The following is a 16,656-nucleotide window of genomic DNA, read 5'->3' on the forward strand; positions in this document are numbered from 1 at the left end:
ACATCTGTTGGCCCGAGACCCTGCAGCGAAGCGGATGTTTTCTGTGCGAAAGCGTAGTGTTAACGTAGCGGCAGCAAATGTTTTGACTGTGCGAAAGCGAAGCGACAGCAACAAATGTTTTCTGTAGCGAAAGCGAAGCGTCAGCAACAAATGTTTTCTGTAGCGAAAGCGAAGCGTCAGCTACAAATGATTTGACTGTGCGAAAGCGAAGCGTCAGCAACAAAGCGCCCAGTCGGAACGGAAATCAACCACACGTTTTGGTGATGATCCTTATTTTTTCTTTTTGAATGCTGAAGTCACTTTAGGCTCAGTTCCTAGCAGCAAGCGCTTAATATTTTCGATATGCAAAATGATGGCTATACCAAAAAGTAATAGGGCTATAATCGTTGGGACTGTTCCAGGAATCCATAAATATGTGGCTATACAGAAAACGAGATAAAACTCAAGTACACCGACAATTAAATAGTTCGTTACGAAAGATAACATAACAAATAAAATGAGTGCAAATAAGCCAATTGTCCAATCAATCGCAAGTAATATCCCTATGATTGAAGCAGTTCCTTTACCACCATTGAAGCCCATATAAAATGGAAAATTATGACCTAGAATGACACCGGCAGCTACAATATACGTAAAGAGCCAAACTTGTACTTCTGTTAATTGTGTTATGTCTGCTAAATAGGCATGTGCACAGTTTATAGCTGCAACGCCTTTGCCGATATCGATCAGTGCAACTAATATGCCGTATTTCCAGCCTAGGGAAAGTGTTGCGTTAGAGGCACCCGCATTGCCATGACCAGTCTTTTTTAAATCTACCCCAGATAAGAACTGAGCAACTTTAGAGCCGTGAATACAGCCAATCAAATAACCAATGAGAAGAAAAATAATAACGGCTTTTATCATAAAAATTCTCCTTTCAAAATAAAATAGGCTCTTCACTAAAAGTTAGGAATGACGTTTGTTATAACTTATGCCCTTAAGTTGATTGGAGTGGAGACTGGGCGCCCCTAGGAGAGCGCATAGTCGAACTGTAATCAACCCCACATCTTGGTGATAAAAACTATAAATATCAAAATAGTGTATGCGTTCGTATTACGTAAAAAAGCAGACGGAAGTTTCAGAAAAAATAAAATTTTAGTATTGACAGTGAAAAAGTCTATGTTTATACTGTGTAACAACGATGGAAATTGAATCTCATACTCTTATCAAGAGCGGCGGAGGGATAGGCCCTATGATGCCCGGCAACCAGTAAGTGATGAACTTGCTAAGGTGCTAATTCCTACAGATTCTTATTGGATCTGGCAGATAAGGGGAGGAAAACTTGCAGCCGCAACCCTCTTCTTAGCTGAAGAGGGTTTTTGTTTTCTACTAAAAAAATCCTCCTCATCTCCGGTACCATCGTAAAAAAATAACCATTTGGAGGTATACAATGACAAAATTTAAACCAGAAACATTGCTGTTACACGGTGGCCAAGAGCCAGATCCGGTAACAGGATCACGAACAGTACCGGTATATCGCTCAACGGCTTTCGTTTTTAAAGACACTGCTCATGCGCAACGTCTTTTTGCCTTAGAGGAAGCCGGCAATATTTACACACGAATTACAAACCCAACTGTAGATGTTTTTGAAAAACGCGTCGCTTTATTAGAAGGCGGTACAGCAGCAGTAGCACTTTCATCTGGTGCAGCAGCTATCGCATTTTCCATTTTAAATCTTGCAGGGGCAGGCGATGAAATCGTTGCAGGTAGCTCTTTATACGGAGGTACTTATAATTTATTCGCCAATACACTACCAAACTACGGTATTAAAACGATTTTTGTAGACGAAACAAATCCAGAAAATTTCCGAGCAGCTATTACTGATAAAACAAAGGCCGTGTTCGCTGAAATTTACGGTAACCCAAGTTTAAAGGTACTAGATATTGAAGCAGTAGCAAATATAGCACATGAAAACGGCTTGCCATTAATTATTGATAGCACATTTGCTTCACCATATGGCTCTACACCAATTGACTACGGTGCGGATATTGTTGTTCATTCCGCAACAAAATGGATTGGTGGCCACGGAACAACTTTAGGTGGCGTAGTAGTAGATTCAGGGAAGTTCGATTGGACTCGTGGCCGTTTCCCAGGTTTTACTGAACCAGATGCTTCTTATCACGGTTTACGTTATGGTATTGACACAGCAGAGGCAGCATTCGCCACAAAATTGCGTGTGCAATTACTACGCGACTTTGGTCCAACATTAAGTGCAGATGCAGCATTTAATTTATTACAAGGTTTAGAAACGCTTCATTTGCGTATCCCTAAACATAATGAAAATGCATTAGCGGTAGCTGAATATTTACGAAACCACCCATCTGTGGAATATGTAAATTACAACGGCTTAGAAGATTTCCCTACCCATAAATTAGCTAAAAAATATTTAAAAAATGGCTCCGGTTCAGTGCTTACATTTGGTATTAAAGGTGGACGTGAAGCAGGGCGTAAATTAATAGATAGTGTGAAATTATTCTCGCACGTAGCAAATGTAGGGGATGCAAAATCATTAATTATTCATCCAGCATCTACTACACACCAGCAACTATCTGCTGAAGAGCTAATCCAAACTGGCGTAACCGAGTCGCTCATTCGCTTATCTATCGGTTTAGAGGCAGTAGAGGACATCATTGAAGATTTAAAACAAGCTATTGAACAAGTAACAGCCTCACAACAAAAAGTAGAAGCTTAATAAAAAGGACTTTGGCAAATGTTGTAGTGTTGACGTATTTTCTCATTCGATAGGCCTCATTTGGTAATGCGTCAAACGTTGCTACATTATCCGCTTGCCTCATATGGTGAAGAAGTTGAAAATTAATACCTAGTAATTTTATAAGTATTATTGATTTTTTAAATTCCTTGTTTTATACTAGGAAATAAGAAAAGTGTTCGAAGGGCTACCAACCTAGAACCAATGTTTTCAATTAATGCTTAAACTAAATTAGTTTCATAAGTGCTCCCCCACTTTTGAATAGATGAAGAGGAGTAGTTACTCAGCCAGTAGCTACTCTTGCTACAAAACTGATGATAAAGGAGTGTTTTAAATGGGAAATGTGTATAGTGCGCAAAACATTGCATCTTATCTTATTTATGAATTAAATGAAGGTCATGTGTTTGTGAACAACATGTCCATTCAAAACATACTTGCGTCAGTTGAACGTAAATGGCAAGAGAACTTTGGACATTCTGCTTTTAAAGAAATGGTTTATGTCAAAGAGGAAGGCTATACAGTAAAAGAAGTTTTCGAAGCTTATGAAAGCTATGGAGCAAATCATATTCCTCTTCCTGCGACAGAGTATTATTTAAAATACGGTACATTCCAATTAGTTGAACGTACGTATGCAATACCAAATTTTACGCGGGAGGAAATAGGATTAGTTCAACAAGCTTTAACACAATATCGTTATAAATTGCTAGCCAACGCTAGTTAATTATCCCTCATATTTTTAGCTCATTCTCTGCTGCTACAGGGAATGAGCTTTTTAAATTAGACTTATGAAAATATACAGAAAAAATTTTTATTAATATATTCAAAAGAACAATTTTTATGAATGTCTTTACATACATATATATAATAGAAGAAAGGCATTTGTTTTTTTAACTTCTTTCCACAAATATATTTGTAACGGAAGCGCTGTTACAAAAGTCTCTCACATTTATAGTTGGTGAGATTAATGCGTAGGTAAGTTTCTTTTCAGTAGGTTTGCAAACATCCATTGAAATAAAGGAACTCAGTCTAGAAAGCGAGGCAACAACAAAATGGTTTTGATTGTGCGAAAGCGAAGCGACAGCAACAACAACGACTGAGTGACCAACATCATATTGGCGTAAAGGCTCCGGCGGATGTCACGGATTCGGGAAGGTGTTCTTTATGCAAGCACAAAGCCGATTCCGGACGCAATTATGCCGAGGCATAATTGATAAAGAAAAGTCATAATTGTTCCATCATTATAGATTCGAGTGAAAAATCATATAATAAAAGGGATGAAAACGATTTCTTTTGCACGTCTAGAGGAAACAAATGTCCATCCTAGAAAGATTTTTCTTGTGCAATGTAAGTATTTACGTTACAATTTTCTTTAAGTTGAATTTTGAATTATTTGAATTTGTGTGTGTTTCAAAGGTTTTTTATTTTCGTTTTGAGTTGCTAAGGTTAGATGACTTAACCTAAATATCTGTTTGAAAACGAAGTGTTAGAAACACGGCAAATTGACCTGCTTTATAAAGTCGGCGCACAATTCAAAATATGTACGAATTAAGCTGAGACGAAATAAATTTAATGAAACTGCGGAATGTAAGTTGGAGGGAATACAACAATGGCAACTATAAAGGCAGCTATATTAGGATTTGGAACGGTAGGTCAAGGAATTTACCATATATTAAACGACAAGCGTGAAGAGCTTAAAAATAAATTAGGAATTGAGCTAGAAGTAGCAAAAATTTTAGTTACTGATACTAGCCGTGAACGTGTACCAGGCACAGCGCATTTAATGACAACTAGTATGGATGAAGTATTAGCAGAACCAGGTATGCAGGTTGTTTTTGAGGCGATTGTCAATGAGGAGCCAGCATTTACTTATTTAAAGCGCGCTGTTGAACATAAATGTCATGTCATCACCGCTAATAAAGTAATGTTTGCAAAACGAGGCTTGGAGCTACAGGATCTTGCAAAAGCAAACGGTGTTTTTGTAGGCTTTGAGGCAACGACTGCTGGCGGTGTACCAGTTATTAAAACGATGAAAAACATTTTGCTTGTCAATGATGTTAGTCGTATTCAGGGTGTTTTAAATGGGACATCCAACTATATTTTAACGAAAATGCGTTCACAAGGCTGGTCGTTCGAAACCGCACTAAAAGAAGCGCAAAATTTAGGCTATGCTGAGGCAGATCCATATAATGATATTTCAGGACAGGATGCCTTTAAAAAATTAATGATTTTAAGTGCTTTGGCATTTGGAGAACAACCAGACTGGGCTGACGTCGAAGTAGTAGGTATTGATAGTATTTCGGCAGAGCAAGTAAAAGAAGCATGTGAAAAAGGCTTGCGTTACCGCCACGTTGCTGAGGTTGAGAAACTAGCAGATGGTAAAGTAGTCGCAAAGGTTGGCCCGCAATTAGTTGATAAAGAACATCCACTTTATCCAGTTGATGATGTCAATAATGCTGTGGCATTAGATACTAATTATATTGGCACATTGACGCTAGTTGGACCTGGGGCAGGCATGTATCCAACAGCTAGTGTAATGGTTGAGGATTATGCGGAAATTATTGGTAAGCGAGCTGGATTTGTCGTAACAATATAATAGATGCCTATCATTCAACAATGTTCTACTTGTTTGAATGATAGGCATTTTTTAATCCTCATCTTTAACATCGATATCCTCTGGAATAGGTGTATTCCGCCAAATTTCTATTTCCTCTTTAATGCGATCTAACTGCTCAAAATAAGTGCTAAATTGCCCGCTATTAATTAGTATTTGGTCACCGTCGTATACTGAACGAATACGGCCCTCGTAAACTAGGCGAAGAACTTGATCCTCTGGCATACCAAGTTCGATGGCTGTTTCTTCAATTGTTTTATACATAAATTTCGCTCCTTTTATTGTTTTTATTATAACCTCCCTTTAAAAGAAAGCCTACTATAGGTTAATAAATGAAAGAAAAAGGAAAATGGTAATTGTTTGATTTTGGATAAATCTGTATTATTAATGTTAATGAGTTGTGACGGTTACGGGGGCAATAATGATGATTAGTTATTACCATTTTGCAATGTAAAATAAGCTGTCTGAAATGTGCAAGGAAATGGACATTTATTCAAGGTCTTTTTTTCTCATCGATTCGTCTTACAGGTGTAGCTATTGGAATCATTGTTACGTTTAGTAGCTCTCTCCTGTCTTTTGTGATGCTTTAGAAAGGGAACTTTGGAAATATTGTGGATCAACTATGTAAACAATGGGGCAGGGGCTATCTGAGGAAATTAGACTAGCCTTTTCTGCAGGTCTTTTCTTTGACATATATAAAGAAATATATGCCCTGTATTGGAGTGGCGACTAGCCGACTTCTTGAGGATTAGCGATGGGGAACGAAACGAAGGCTAAAACGATCACGTCCTGTGATAACGCCGAACATCCTTTTGCGAATTCCTTTTCGATTCCGTGACACCCGCCAAAGTTAAAACCTTAAGAAATTCTTCATTTTTATACTAACTGGTTTTTAAGATTTAAAAGGTACACTATTAATTGAGAGCGAGGTGTATATCATGACGAAATTAACAGTTCTTGTAACAGACGATGATCAAGATATTCGTGATGGTATTGAAATTTATTTAAAGAATGAAGGCTACAATGTCATTAAAGCTGCTGACGGCTTAGAGGCACTCGAAAAATTAGAAAACAATGAAGTACATTTAATTATTTTAGATATTATGATGCCAAATATGGATGGAATTACAGCGACGTTTAAAATTAGAGAAGAGCGCAATATTCCAATTATTATGCTTAGTGCAAAGGCGGAGGATGGCGACAAAATTCATGGCTTGTCTGTAGGCGCTGATGATTACGTCACAAAGCCTTTTCATCCGCTAGAGTTGTTGGCTCGAGTGAAATCTCAGCTGCGACGTTATGTACAACTTGGGACGTACAATGAGGGAGCAGCAAAGGTGGAAATCGACGGACTTGTATTAGATGAAGATGCAAAGGAAGTCATTTTAGAAGGTGAGCCTGTTCGATTAACACCAATCGAATATAAGATTACGGAATTATTAATGAAAAATGTAGGGCGGGTATTTTCGATAAGAGAGATTTATGAGCGTGTGTGGAATGAGGAAGCTTACAATGCAGAAAATATTGTGGCTGTACACATTCGAAAAATACGTGAAAAAATCGAAGCAGATCCGAAAAATCCACGCTATTTAAAGGTGGTGTGGGGCGTTGGCTATAAAATGGAAAAATAAAATAGAGCAGTATGTTACAATTGCAGGGTTTGTAGCAGGGGTTATTGGACTAATTTATTTCGGTGTGTATGCCTACCAAATAGTAACTTCACGCTCTTCGGGGATGTTACAATTACTTGAGAGAATTTTTTAGAGAGGAGTTAAAAGTATGTTAAAAAATTGGAAACCTCTTCTCGTTCTTTTATGTTTAATATGGGCAATTTTCGGTATATTTACGTTCTCGAAGATCGGGTACCAATATATTGGAAAGTCGTATTTTCAATCTGAAAATTTCCAGCATGAACTTGATAATTTTCAGTCAGAATTAGGACCATTAGTGTTGAACATGCCAATAGCTGAGGATTTGAAAAGTAAAATTGTGGTTACACAAAGTGAAATAGAGGAACATCGTAATCGCTATGGAACATTAGGAGAACAGATAGATAGTATTAAAACTCAATATGAAGGACGTATTCAAGAAGCTGCTAATGTAAATGCAACAGAATTAAAAGCCAAGCTTGAGAAAGAGCGGGATGCAATAATTAAAGATATTACGGGTAATTTCGAGGATGATGAGCATGTCCGTAAAAAAATTCTAGCTCAAAAGGAAGAGCTTGTTGATCAATATATAAAGGCAGCAAATGAAGAAGCAAAGAGTTTTGCGAAAAATTATAATTATTGGTCTTATGAATTAACGAACATTGAAACAGGCAAAACATATCGTTCCGGTGATGTTTCGGATAGTAGTGCGTTTAAAATTAAGTATAACGGGCAACACCCATTAACTGCTTGGAATATAAGTGATAATTTATACCGGGCTGATAGTTACGTGGATATAGAGGATTTGAAGGAAAGTTCTGATTACACTGGTATCATAACCATTTCAAAAAAATCAGCCCAAGAAGCCGATATCTTGGGAGGATATGACCATTTTACACGCAATCAATACATGTTCTACTTTATATGGCTAACGAGTATTGTGGCAGCTATTTTTGCATGGAAAGGGCGTAAAGAAGTACTGCAGATGGTACAAGGTTTAAAAGAAAAAGAAGCTCTTGCAAAGATGAAAATTGATTACCCAATTGGATTCTTATTAATAAGCGCATTCATATATATTATAGCATCTGAAATTGCTTTTGAGTCGATTGAGTTTGTTCCGTATCAATCTAACTATGTACATTACTTAATTAGTTTGTTGTTTAAAATAGGTGCCTTAATCATTATTGCAATGCTGTTCTTTGTACAGCTTATTTGGTTGTATGATCGAGTGAATACAACACAGAAATTAAAAGAAGACTTAAAAGCTAGTTATTTATGGTCACTTGGCGGATCAATCACAGATTTATTTATAAATCGTTCCATAGCATTACATTCCGTTGTTATGATTGGGGCAGCGTTTTTCGGTGGTGGCAGCCTTGTTGCTACAATGGCAGCAGGTGGCGGATTCCCCTTTTTAATGTTGGTTATTTGCGCAATGATCGGTATACCAGCCATGATTCTCTTCCTTTCTAGAATGGGCTATTTAAACCGAATTATGAAGGACACGAAGGATATGGCAGAAGGACGTTTAAATCGCGATGTCAAGGTAATGGGCAAATCACCACTCGCTGGGCATGCAGAAAATCTTAATCATTTAAGGGAAGGCGTACGCACGTCTATGCATGAACAGGCAAAAAGTGAGCGTTTAAAAACAGAGCTTATTACGAATGTTAGTCACGACTTACGCACGCCGTTAACATCTATTATTACGTATACAGATTTATTGAAAAATCCTGATGTTACAGAGGAAGAGCGTAAGCAATACATTCATATCCTTGATAAAAAATCAGAACGTCTAAAATTACTGATTGAGGATCTTTTTGAAGTATCTAAAATGGCGAGTGGGAATATGGAGCTTCATCGCACTCGAGTTGATTTAACCCAGCTTATACAGCAGGCGGTAGGGGAGCATGAGGAAGATTTAGCACAGGCGCATTTAGATTTACGCATGACAAAACCACATGAGCCAATCTACGCATATGTGGATGGACAAAAATGGTGGAGATTAATCGATAATTTAATCGTTAATGTGTTGAAATATGCATTAGAAGGCACACGTGTTTATGTAACATTGAAACGGACGGCAGAAGGTGATGCTGAATTCACGGTGAAGAATGTTGCAAAATATGAAATTAGCGAGAATGCTGATGAGTTATTTGAACGCTTTAAGAGAGCCGATGCATCACGCCATACAGAGGGCTCAGGGCTAGGCTTAGCCATAGCACAATCCATTGTAGATTTGCATGGTGCTCGTATGAGTATAGAGGTAGATGGAGATTTATTTAAAGTAATTGTTCGAATCCCAACAGCATAGACAAAAACAGCGGCAAACATTTTGCCGCTGTTTTTTGTTATGGCGCGGTTATCCGTGGATATGACGTTCAATCCGCGATTGTCGGTTCAATCCGTCGGTTAGGCTATAACATCCGTCGATACGGCACGATCATCCGTCGCATAGGCTATAACATCCGTTGTTAAGGCACTATCATCCGTCACTTCAACGCCTCGTTTCGCCGAAGGATACTTATAGTCCTAAATTCTTGGCAATAATCACTTTCATGACTTCGTTAGTACCTGCATAAATGGACATGACAGGAATATCTCGATATCTTCTAGCAATCTTGTATTCTTCCATATAACCGTAGCCACCATGTAACTGCATGCACTGGATAGCAAGCTCGCGAGCATTTTCCGTTATCCAGTATTTTGCCATCGAAACTTTTGTCACAACATCATTTCCTGCGATATGTTCCTCTATTAAAGATTCTAAAAATGATTTGCCTAGTTCAATTTTTGTTGCCATTTCAGCTATTTTAAATTGTGTATTTTGGAAGTCACTAATTGGTTTCCCGAAAGCTTTGCGTGATTTTACATAATCAATTGTTAAGGCTAGCATGTCCTCAGCAGCCGTTTGCGCAGCGATGGCTACTGCTAGACGCTCTTGTTGTAGCTTTTCCATCATATAGATAAAGCCTTTACCTTCTTCGCCAAGGAGATTTTCAACAGGTACGCGACAATCCTCAAAAAAGAGCTCTGCTGTGTCCTGCGCATGCATGCCAACTTTTTCGAGTTTGCGACCTTTCGTGAAGCCCGGCGTCCCGTCCTCGATGACAAGGAGGCTAATACCGCGATGTTTTTTTTCGGCCTGAGGATTTGTTTTTACAGCAACGACTACTAAATTTGTATGAATACCATTTGTAATAAATGTTTTTTGCCCGTTGACGATATAGTGATCGCCATCACGAATAGCAGTTGTTTGAATGTTTGCCAAATCCGAACCTGTACCTGGCTCTGTCATAGCAATGGCAGTAATATTTTCGCCTGTAACGCATTTTGGAAGCCAGCGTGATTTTTGCTCATTTGAGCCGTATGCTTCAATATAAGGAACGACAATATCGTTATGCAGACCAACGCCAATAAGGCTCGAACCTACACGCTCAAGCTCTTCTTGAATAATAACGCCAAAACTAAAATCTAGTCCGAGACCGCCGTATTGTTCTTCTACTTGAGGGCATAGATAACCCATTTCTCCAAGCTTACGCCAAAACTCAAGTGGAATAAGATGATCTTTCTCCCATTGTGAATAATATGGTTCAGCTTCTTCTGCTAAAAACTTACGTAAGGTTTTACGAAATAACTCATGCTCTGTTGATTCAAATTTATATTTTGCCATGAACAACACCCCTTTTTTCTCCCGTATATGCGTAAATTTTTTCTTGCAATTACAATGTTACTTAAAAATTCAGAAAAATTAAAGTGTATTATTCATAGGTGCTTTCTTAGGTCTCATTGTAAACCAGAAGAGAGCCTAGATTACGATATTGTCACCTTTCTAATTAAATTGTCATGTAAATCATACGATTAAATGACAAGAAAAATGTACAATATAATGAGCACATTGGTTGCCCTTACATACTTTCAATAAGAAATACTTAATGCAAATTTAAAAATTAAGTATAATGCTATAATCAACTAAGACTATATGAAAGTAGGGAACTGAAATGCCTAAAGTAATCGGTGGAATTCTATTAATAAGTATATATAGTGCGTTAACTTTTTACTTAGGATGGGGATTGAGACAGTGGCTTGTGGCAATGGGATGGTTCCGCTTCCCAATTTTATATTGGGTAGTACTGTATATCATTGCGTTTAGTATTGTTATTAGTAGATTGCATGAGTCCTTACGAGTCTTTTCAATAATCCATAATTACTGGATGTTTATTTTTGAATACGGATTAATGCTTTGCTTGTTAGCACACTTGATTATTTGGTTAAGCCCCTTTAAAAGTGTACAGATCATTGGAAGTATAGCTATTGCTATATTTTTTGTACTAAGTATTGTAGGCACTTATTTAGCATATTCACCTGTTGTCCGTCATTTAGAAATAACGATGGATAAAAAGAGTAGTGAGCTAGATTCGATGAGAGTTGTAGTTGCTTCAGATTTTCATTTAGGGGTTCTCTCAAATAAAAGACATTTACAACGCTTTGTTACTTTATCGAATGAAGCACAACCGGACATCGTCTTTTTAGCTGGGGATATTGTGGATGACGATCCTAAATGGTTTGCTAAAGATGGAATGGCAGATGTGATGAAGCAATTAACATCGACATATGGAGTGTACGGTGTACTAGGCAATCACGAATACTATGGCAAGAAAATCCCTGAATTTATTAAAGAGATGGAAAATGCTAATGTAAAAGTTTTGTGTGATGAAACTATTAGAATCGATAATGTGATAGTATTAACGGGGCAAGAGGATATTACAAATAAGGATAGAAAGCAACTAGATGCATTGAAGACAGCAGATGATTTGCCTTGGTTTGTTATGAATCATACCCCAAATGATTTAATTACACCTGCAAAAATGGGCGTAGACTTCCATATGTCAGGGCATACACATAAAGGTCAACTATGGCCTAATCAGTATATAACGGCTCGTGTATTTGAACTTGATTATGGTTATAAGATAAAAGAAAAAATGCATACACTTGTTTCATCAGGCTTTGGCTTTTGGGGTCCGCCAATGCGAATAGGCAGCCGTTCCGAGTTATGGGTTGTAGATATAAATTTCCGTTAGTTGGTAAATTGCAATCTCTGTATTATGGTGATTTTGGTCCGTCATCTGAAGACGTTTTGAAATAAATGACATGTGAATAAGTAGATTGGAGGCTAGGGACTCCTTGGGGACTAGCTTCACAGATGGTTTTCTGTGAGAAAGCGCCCGGCCGGAACGGAAATCAACCCCATGTTATGGTGATAAGGCAGTCTACTCATAACTGAATGTTATAGTCATAGTATATGAAAAAGTGTATTTTATAATATGTTGGTATTTAATTTATAAAAGGTAAGGTGAAAACGTGGATATCATTGAATTATTAAAGGCGCTTATTTTGGGCTTTGTCGAGGGAATGACAGAGTTTGCGCCAGTGTCGTCGACAGGTCATATGATTATTGTTGACGATATGTGGCTAAAGACAGAGGAGTTTTTAGGGATGTATCCCGCTAATACGTTTAAAATTGTTGTACAGCTCGGCTCCATTTTAGCCGTAGTCGTTGTTATGTGGAAGCGAATGTTAAATTTAGTGGGACTTTATAAAATTGATGGCCAATCGAAATCTGTGAAAGGTCACTTCAACTTACTACATGTGATTGTAGGTATGTTGCCAGCAGTTATATTAGGTTTTGCGTTCAAAGATTTTATCGATGATCATTTATTTAAAGTAGAGCATGTTATTTATGCTTTAGTAGCTGGAGCACTTTTAATGATTGCTGCCGATAAATTAGCTCCGAAAAGACCAAGAGTCGATTCTTTAGATAAAATTTCTTATGGTTTAGCTTTTAAAGTAGGGTTAGTACAATGTTTATCACTTTGGCCAGGATTCTCCCGTTCAGGGGCAACAATATCTGGTGGTGTACTATTTGGCATGAGTCACCGTGTGGCGGCAGATTTTACTTTTATTATGGCAGTACCAATTATGGCGGGTGCTAGTTTAGTATCTGTACTGAAAAACTGGGATACGCTATCTATGGATTATTTTGGATTCTATGTAGTAGGCTTCATTAGCTCATTTATCTTCGCATTACTATCAATTAAATTCTTCTTAGCACTTATTTCAAAAGTGAAATTAATGCCATTTGCTATTTATCGTATAGTACTAGCTGCTGTACTAGCTGTTATTATCTTTATGTAAATAATAAAGTCACTCTTCTATTAAGAATGAGTGGCTTTTTTTAATTTCTTTCAGTGGGTTACAAATTTTACCTGTTGCTACGTTTTCGGCACAAAAAGAGGAGCTAAGCCTACGAACGCCACGTTCTGTGGATAAACGAATGACCGACATTGTGTTGACCCTCTAAGTACTAAGCAGATTCCGGACTGCGTGAAAGCGGCAAATGTTTTCTGCGCGAAAGCGAAGCGACAGCGGCAATTAGGCCGAGGCATAAATGATTAAATTAAGAAGAAATACATGGTTAATAAGTATTGTTCGAGAGTAGTATGATAGATTATCGCGTATTGAAAACAGATATTTTTTCCCTATATATTGTCATTACAGTTGTAAAGAACTTATAATTGAATTCAGAGAGTTTTTTGTTTTCTGATTATATTTAGTAGAATAGACATACAGCGGGGTGGGAGAATTGTTTCAAATTGGAAATAAGTCTAAGAAGAATACAATTGAGATGACTGATGAATCAAGTATAGGGGTTATTATTCAAGATCAGGAACGTTTACTACAGTTAAATCTAGTAAATTTAACTAGAGAGGATTTACAGTTAATTAGAAGTTTAAAACCGTATATTGAACGAAATGTTGAAGAGGTAGTGGCAGCATTTTATCATGCGATTGAGAGTGTGCCAACATTACGTGAGATGATTGAAAAGTATAGTTCTAGTAAGAAGTTACGCCAAACATTAAGCCATCATATTATAGAAATGTTCGAAGGGCGTATAGACGATGCATTTTTGAAGAAGAGAAGGCAAGTAGCAAAAATGCATGTGAAGATTAACTTGTATCCTAAGTGGTATTTAGCAGCCTTTCAAAATCTTGAAAAATTTTTAAGACAGATTGTTTATAAGCTTCAATTAACGAGGGATGAAGAAGAAAAGTTTTGTGAGGCAGTTAGTAAAATGTGTAATTTTGAACAACAAATTGTCCTAGAGGAATATGATAATTATGCTAATATATTAATTGAGAAGCAACAGCATAGTGTTCGAGAGCATGTTAAGGAAATTATAGGTGGGATATCTACGCAGCTAGAGACCCAATCTCATAGTACCAATGAAACAGTGACAGAACTCGTTTATAACACCAAGGAAGTGAATGAATACTTGAAGGAAAGTATCGATGAGGCAAAAACAATGCAAGAGGTATCGTCTGAAGGTTATTCTAAAATAATATTAATTAATGAGCAAACAGGGAAAATTCATCATAAGACAGTTGAAATGTCGGGTATGGTGGAGCAATTAGATGATTCTTCCTCCAAAATTAATGCTGTTATTGAAATAGTAAAAAATATTTCTGGTCAAACAAATTTACTTGCGTTAAATTCGGCTATTGAGGCTGCACGTGCAGGAGAGCACGGAAAAGGCTTTGCTGTCGTAGCGAGCGAAGTTCGTAAGCTTGCAGATCAGACCAAAACGTCGGTTGAACAAATTGCGGATCTCATAACTATGTCTAATGGGATTACCCAACAAGTTGTTCAAGCAATTCATGAGATTCAAGAGATGGTGAACAATAGTATTGAGCAAAATGAGGAATCTTTAAAAGCATTCGACGCAATATCTAGCTCAGTAAACGGTTCTATCTCAAACTTCCAAAACGTCGGACTAAAAATATCGGAACTGGCGGAAATTATAGAAACGATTGGAGAATCTTCCGAGGAATTAAAACAAGTTGCCAATCGATTAGATACAACAATTAAAGATTTCTAACGACTATGCATAAAGCCCGTGCATAGTTTTTTATTTATTATCATAGTAAGGGGGTGTTCTTCCGTTCCGGCTAGGCGCTTTGCTTTCGCTACAGAAAAAACATTTGTTGCTGCTGCTACGTTAGCACTACGCTAAAGCTTCCAGGAGGCGTCCGATGAGCCGCTTCACTCCACTTATTTGCATGGCATACGCTTTAACAAAATGTCATCTCATTTTTGAAATTTATCGAAACACTTTTATGTTTTATCGTCCAACTTTTGAAATTTATCGGTAAATTTTCGCGTTTTATCACCTAACTTTTAAATTTTATCGACATACACCTTCTAAAGAAGATTCACACACAAATTTATGTGAATCTTTTTACTTTATTCTGTCGCCCAGTCGGAACGGAAATCAATCACACGTTATGCCAATTTATTATTATTTTTCATAAATAGGACAAAATCGCCTTTCTGAAGTTTGAAGAGTGCCACGTAAAGATAAGAAATTCCTAGAAAATGAGCGTTCTAAGTGTTACGCTATAGGCGAATTGAATTGAGGGGTGTTCGGAATATGAAAAAGAAGTTATTTATTACACGAAAGTTCCCAGCGCATATAGTTGAACCGTTGCAAGAGTATTATGATATCGAACAATGGGAGGAGGAGGAAATCGTTATACCACGGGAACAGCTATTGGCAGCTGTTGCAGATTGTGAAGTATTGTGGGTAACGCTTGCTGACCAAGTCGATGAAGAGTTATTATTACACGCACCCAAACTAAAACTCGTGACTAATTTAGCTGTTGGATACAATAACATTGATGTCAAAGCTTTGCGTAAGCGCGGAATAATGGCAACTAATACTCCAGGAGTTTTAACAAATACGACTGCAGATTTAGTATGGGGATTATTGCTTGCTACTGCTCGAAGAATTCCAGAAAGTGAACGATATTTGCGTGAGGGTAAATGGAAAAGCTGGTATCCGATGCAATTAGTAGGTAAAGATGTTTCAGGATCCACTATAGGAATTATTGGTATGGGACGTATTGGCCAAGCTGTTGCAAGACGAGCAAAAGGTTTTGATATGAAAATTTTATACAACAATCGTAGACGTCGCCATGAGGTAGAAGAAATGTATGGCTTTCAATATGTATCATTGGAGGATCTTTTAAAACAATCGGATTTTGTTGTGATTATGACACCTTTTAATAATGACACAGTAGGACTTATAGGAGCAAAGGAACTAGCTTTGATGAAGGAAGACGCAGTATTAATTAACGCATCACGTGGTGGCATTATCGATGAGAACGCACTTTATGATACGTTAAAAAACGGTAAGCTATGGGCTGCAGGGCTAGATGTCTTTGAACAAGAGCCAATTGCATTGGACCATCCATTGTTGACGCTTCCTAATGTTGTTGCACTTCCACATATCGGGAGTGCCTCGCTGCAAACTAGAACGGCTATGCTGATGCTGAACGTTAAAGAGCTTACTGCATATGGGCAGGGTAAGGCTGTAACGAATCGAATAGATTGATGACACTGAAGGTAACAGAAGTAGGGGTCCTTTCGTAGTAAAGCGGTACAGATTTAATGTGAATAAATGGTGTAAATCAACTGTAATTATAAGAGAAGGAGCACATCGTGATTAGATGTGCTCCTTTAACTAATTTCAGCTATACCTGTTGCTACGTTAGCATTACGCTTTGGCATAAAAAGCAGTTGTTGGACAA

At 37.6% G+C, this 16,656-nt stretch carries 13 protein-coding genes and 1 riboswitch; of the genes, 10 read left to right on the forward strand and 3 right to left on the reverse strand.

Going from position 1 to position 16,656, the window contains the following annotated elements:
- Positions 1-270: 270 nt before the first annotated feature.
- The gene (locus PVA17_RS16165; RefSeq protein ID WP_274068277.1) at positions 271-903 is read right to left on the reverse strand and encodes a glycerol-3-phosphate acyltransferase; all 633 of its coding nucleotides are present in this window, start codon (positions 901-903) and stop codon (positions 271-273) included.
- A gap of 296 nt (positions 904-1,199) precedes the next feature.
- Positions 1,200-1,312, forward strand: a riboswitch (SAM riboswitch).
- Positions 1,313-1,429: 117 nt separating this feature from the next.
- Here PVA17_RS16165 and PVA17_RS16170 point away from each other — a divergent pair.
- From PVA17_RS16170 to PVA17_RS16180, 3 genes are all read left to right on the forward strand, one after another.
- Entirely contained in the window at positions 1,430-2,731 is a 1,302-nt protein-coding gene (locus PVA17_RS16170; protein ID WP_274068278.1) for an O-acetylhomoserine aminocarboxypropyltransferase/cysteine synthase family protein, read from the forward strand.
- Between the two features lie 352 nt (positions 2,732-3,083).
- Positions 3,084-3,470 carry a hypothetical protein gene (locus PVA17_RS16175; protein ID WP_274068279.1) on the forward strand — a complete coding sequence of 129 codons (387 nt, stop codon included), beginning with the start codon at positions 3,084-3,086 and terminating at the stop codon, positions 3,468-3,470.
- An 885-nt stretch (positions 3,471-4,355) separates the two neighbouring features.
- Positions 4,356-5,342 carry a homoserine dehydrogenase gene (locus PVA17_RS16180; RefSeq protein ID WP_132363672.1) on the forward strand — a complete coding sequence of 329 codons (987 nt, stop codon included), beginning with the start codon at positions 4,356-4,358 and terminating at the stop codon, positions 5,340-5,342.
- A 51-nt stretch (positions 5,343-5,393) separates the two neighbouring features.
- Here PVA17_RS16180 and PVA17_RS16185 read toward each other — a convergent pair whose 3' ends face one another.
- On the reverse strand, positions 5,394-5,624 hold the full coding sequence (locus PVA17_RS16185) for a MerR family transcriptional regulator (protein ID WP_049667308.1): 231 nt from the start codon (positions 5,622-5,624) through the stop codon (positions 5,394-5,396).
- Positions 5,625-6,298: 674 nt separating this feature from the next.
- Between PVA17_RS16185 and PVA17_RS16190 the strand changes: the two genes are divergently transcribed.
- Genes PVA17_RS16190 through PVA17_RS16200 form a run of 3 tightly spaced genes read left to right on the forward strand, consistent with a single transcriptional unit; the run spans position 6,299 to position 9,323 of the window.
- Positions 6,299-6,991, forward strand: coding sequence for a response regulator transcription factor (locus PVA17_RS16190; RefSeq protein ID WP_132363670.1), 693 nt, complete (start codon positions 6,299-6,301; stop codon positions 6,989-6,991).
- Entirely contained in the window at positions 6,969-7,124 is a 156-nt protein-coding gene (locus PVA17_RS16195; RefSeq protein ID WP_274068280.1) for a hypothetical protein, read from the forward strand. Before PVA17_RS16190 ends, PVA17_RS16195 begins: the two co-directional genes overlap by 23 nt.
- A gap of 15 nt (positions 7,125-7,139) precedes the next feature.
- The gene (locus tag PVA17_RS16200; RefSeq protein WP_132363668.1) at positions 7,140-9,323 is read left to right on the forward strand and encodes a sensor histidine kinase; all 2,184 of its coding nucleotides are present in this window, start codon (positions 7,140-7,142) and stop codon (positions 9,321-9,323) included.
- A 210-nt stretch (positions 9,324-9,533) separates the two neighbouring features.
- Here PVA17_RS16200 and PVA17_RS16205 read toward each other — a convergent pair whose 3' ends face one another.
- A complete protein-coding gene (locus tag PVA17_RS16205) occupies positions 9,534-10,682 on the reverse strand; it encodes an acyl-CoA dehydrogenase family protein (protein ID WP_132364692.1) in 1,149 nt (382 codons plus the stop codon).
- Between the two features lie 328 nt (positions 10,683-11,010).
- On the opposite strand from PVA17_RS16205, the gene PVA17_RS16210 reads away from it, so the two are divergent.
- From PVA17_RS16210 to PVA17_RS16225, 4 genes are all read left to right on the forward strand, one after another.
- Entirely contained in the window at positions 11,011-12,090 is a 1,080-nt protein-coding gene (locus PVA17_RS16210; protein ID WP_132364694.1) for a metallophosphoesterase, read from the forward strand.
- A gap of 280 nt (positions 12,091-12,370) precedes the next feature.
- A complete protein-coding gene (locus PVA17_RS16215) occupies positions 12,371-13,204 on the forward strand; it encodes an undecaprenyl-diphosphate phosphatase (RefSeq protein ID WP_132364696.1) in 834 nt (277 codons plus the stop codon).
- Between the two features lie 439 nt (positions 13,205-13,643).
- Positions 13,644-14,945: a globin-coupled sensor protein gene (locus tag PVA17_RS16220; protein WP_274068281.1), complete on the forward strand. Its 1,302-nt coding sequence runs from the start codon at positions 13,644-13,646 to the stop codon at positions 14,943-14,945.
- Positions 14,946-15,497: 552 nt separating this feature from the next.
- Positions 15,498-16,460, forward strand: coding sequence for a 2-hydroxyacid dehydrogenase (locus tag PVA17_RS16225; RefSeq protein ID WP_132364700.1), 963 nt, complete (start codon positions 15,498-15,500; stop codon positions 16,458-16,460).
- The last annotated feature ends 196 nt before the right edge of the window (positions 16,461-16,656 follow it).

It is taken from the genome of Lysinibacillus sp. CNPSo 3705, from assembly GCF_028674935.1.
GTDB lineage: Bacteria > Bacillota > Bacilli > Bacillales_A > Planococcaceae > Lysinibacillus.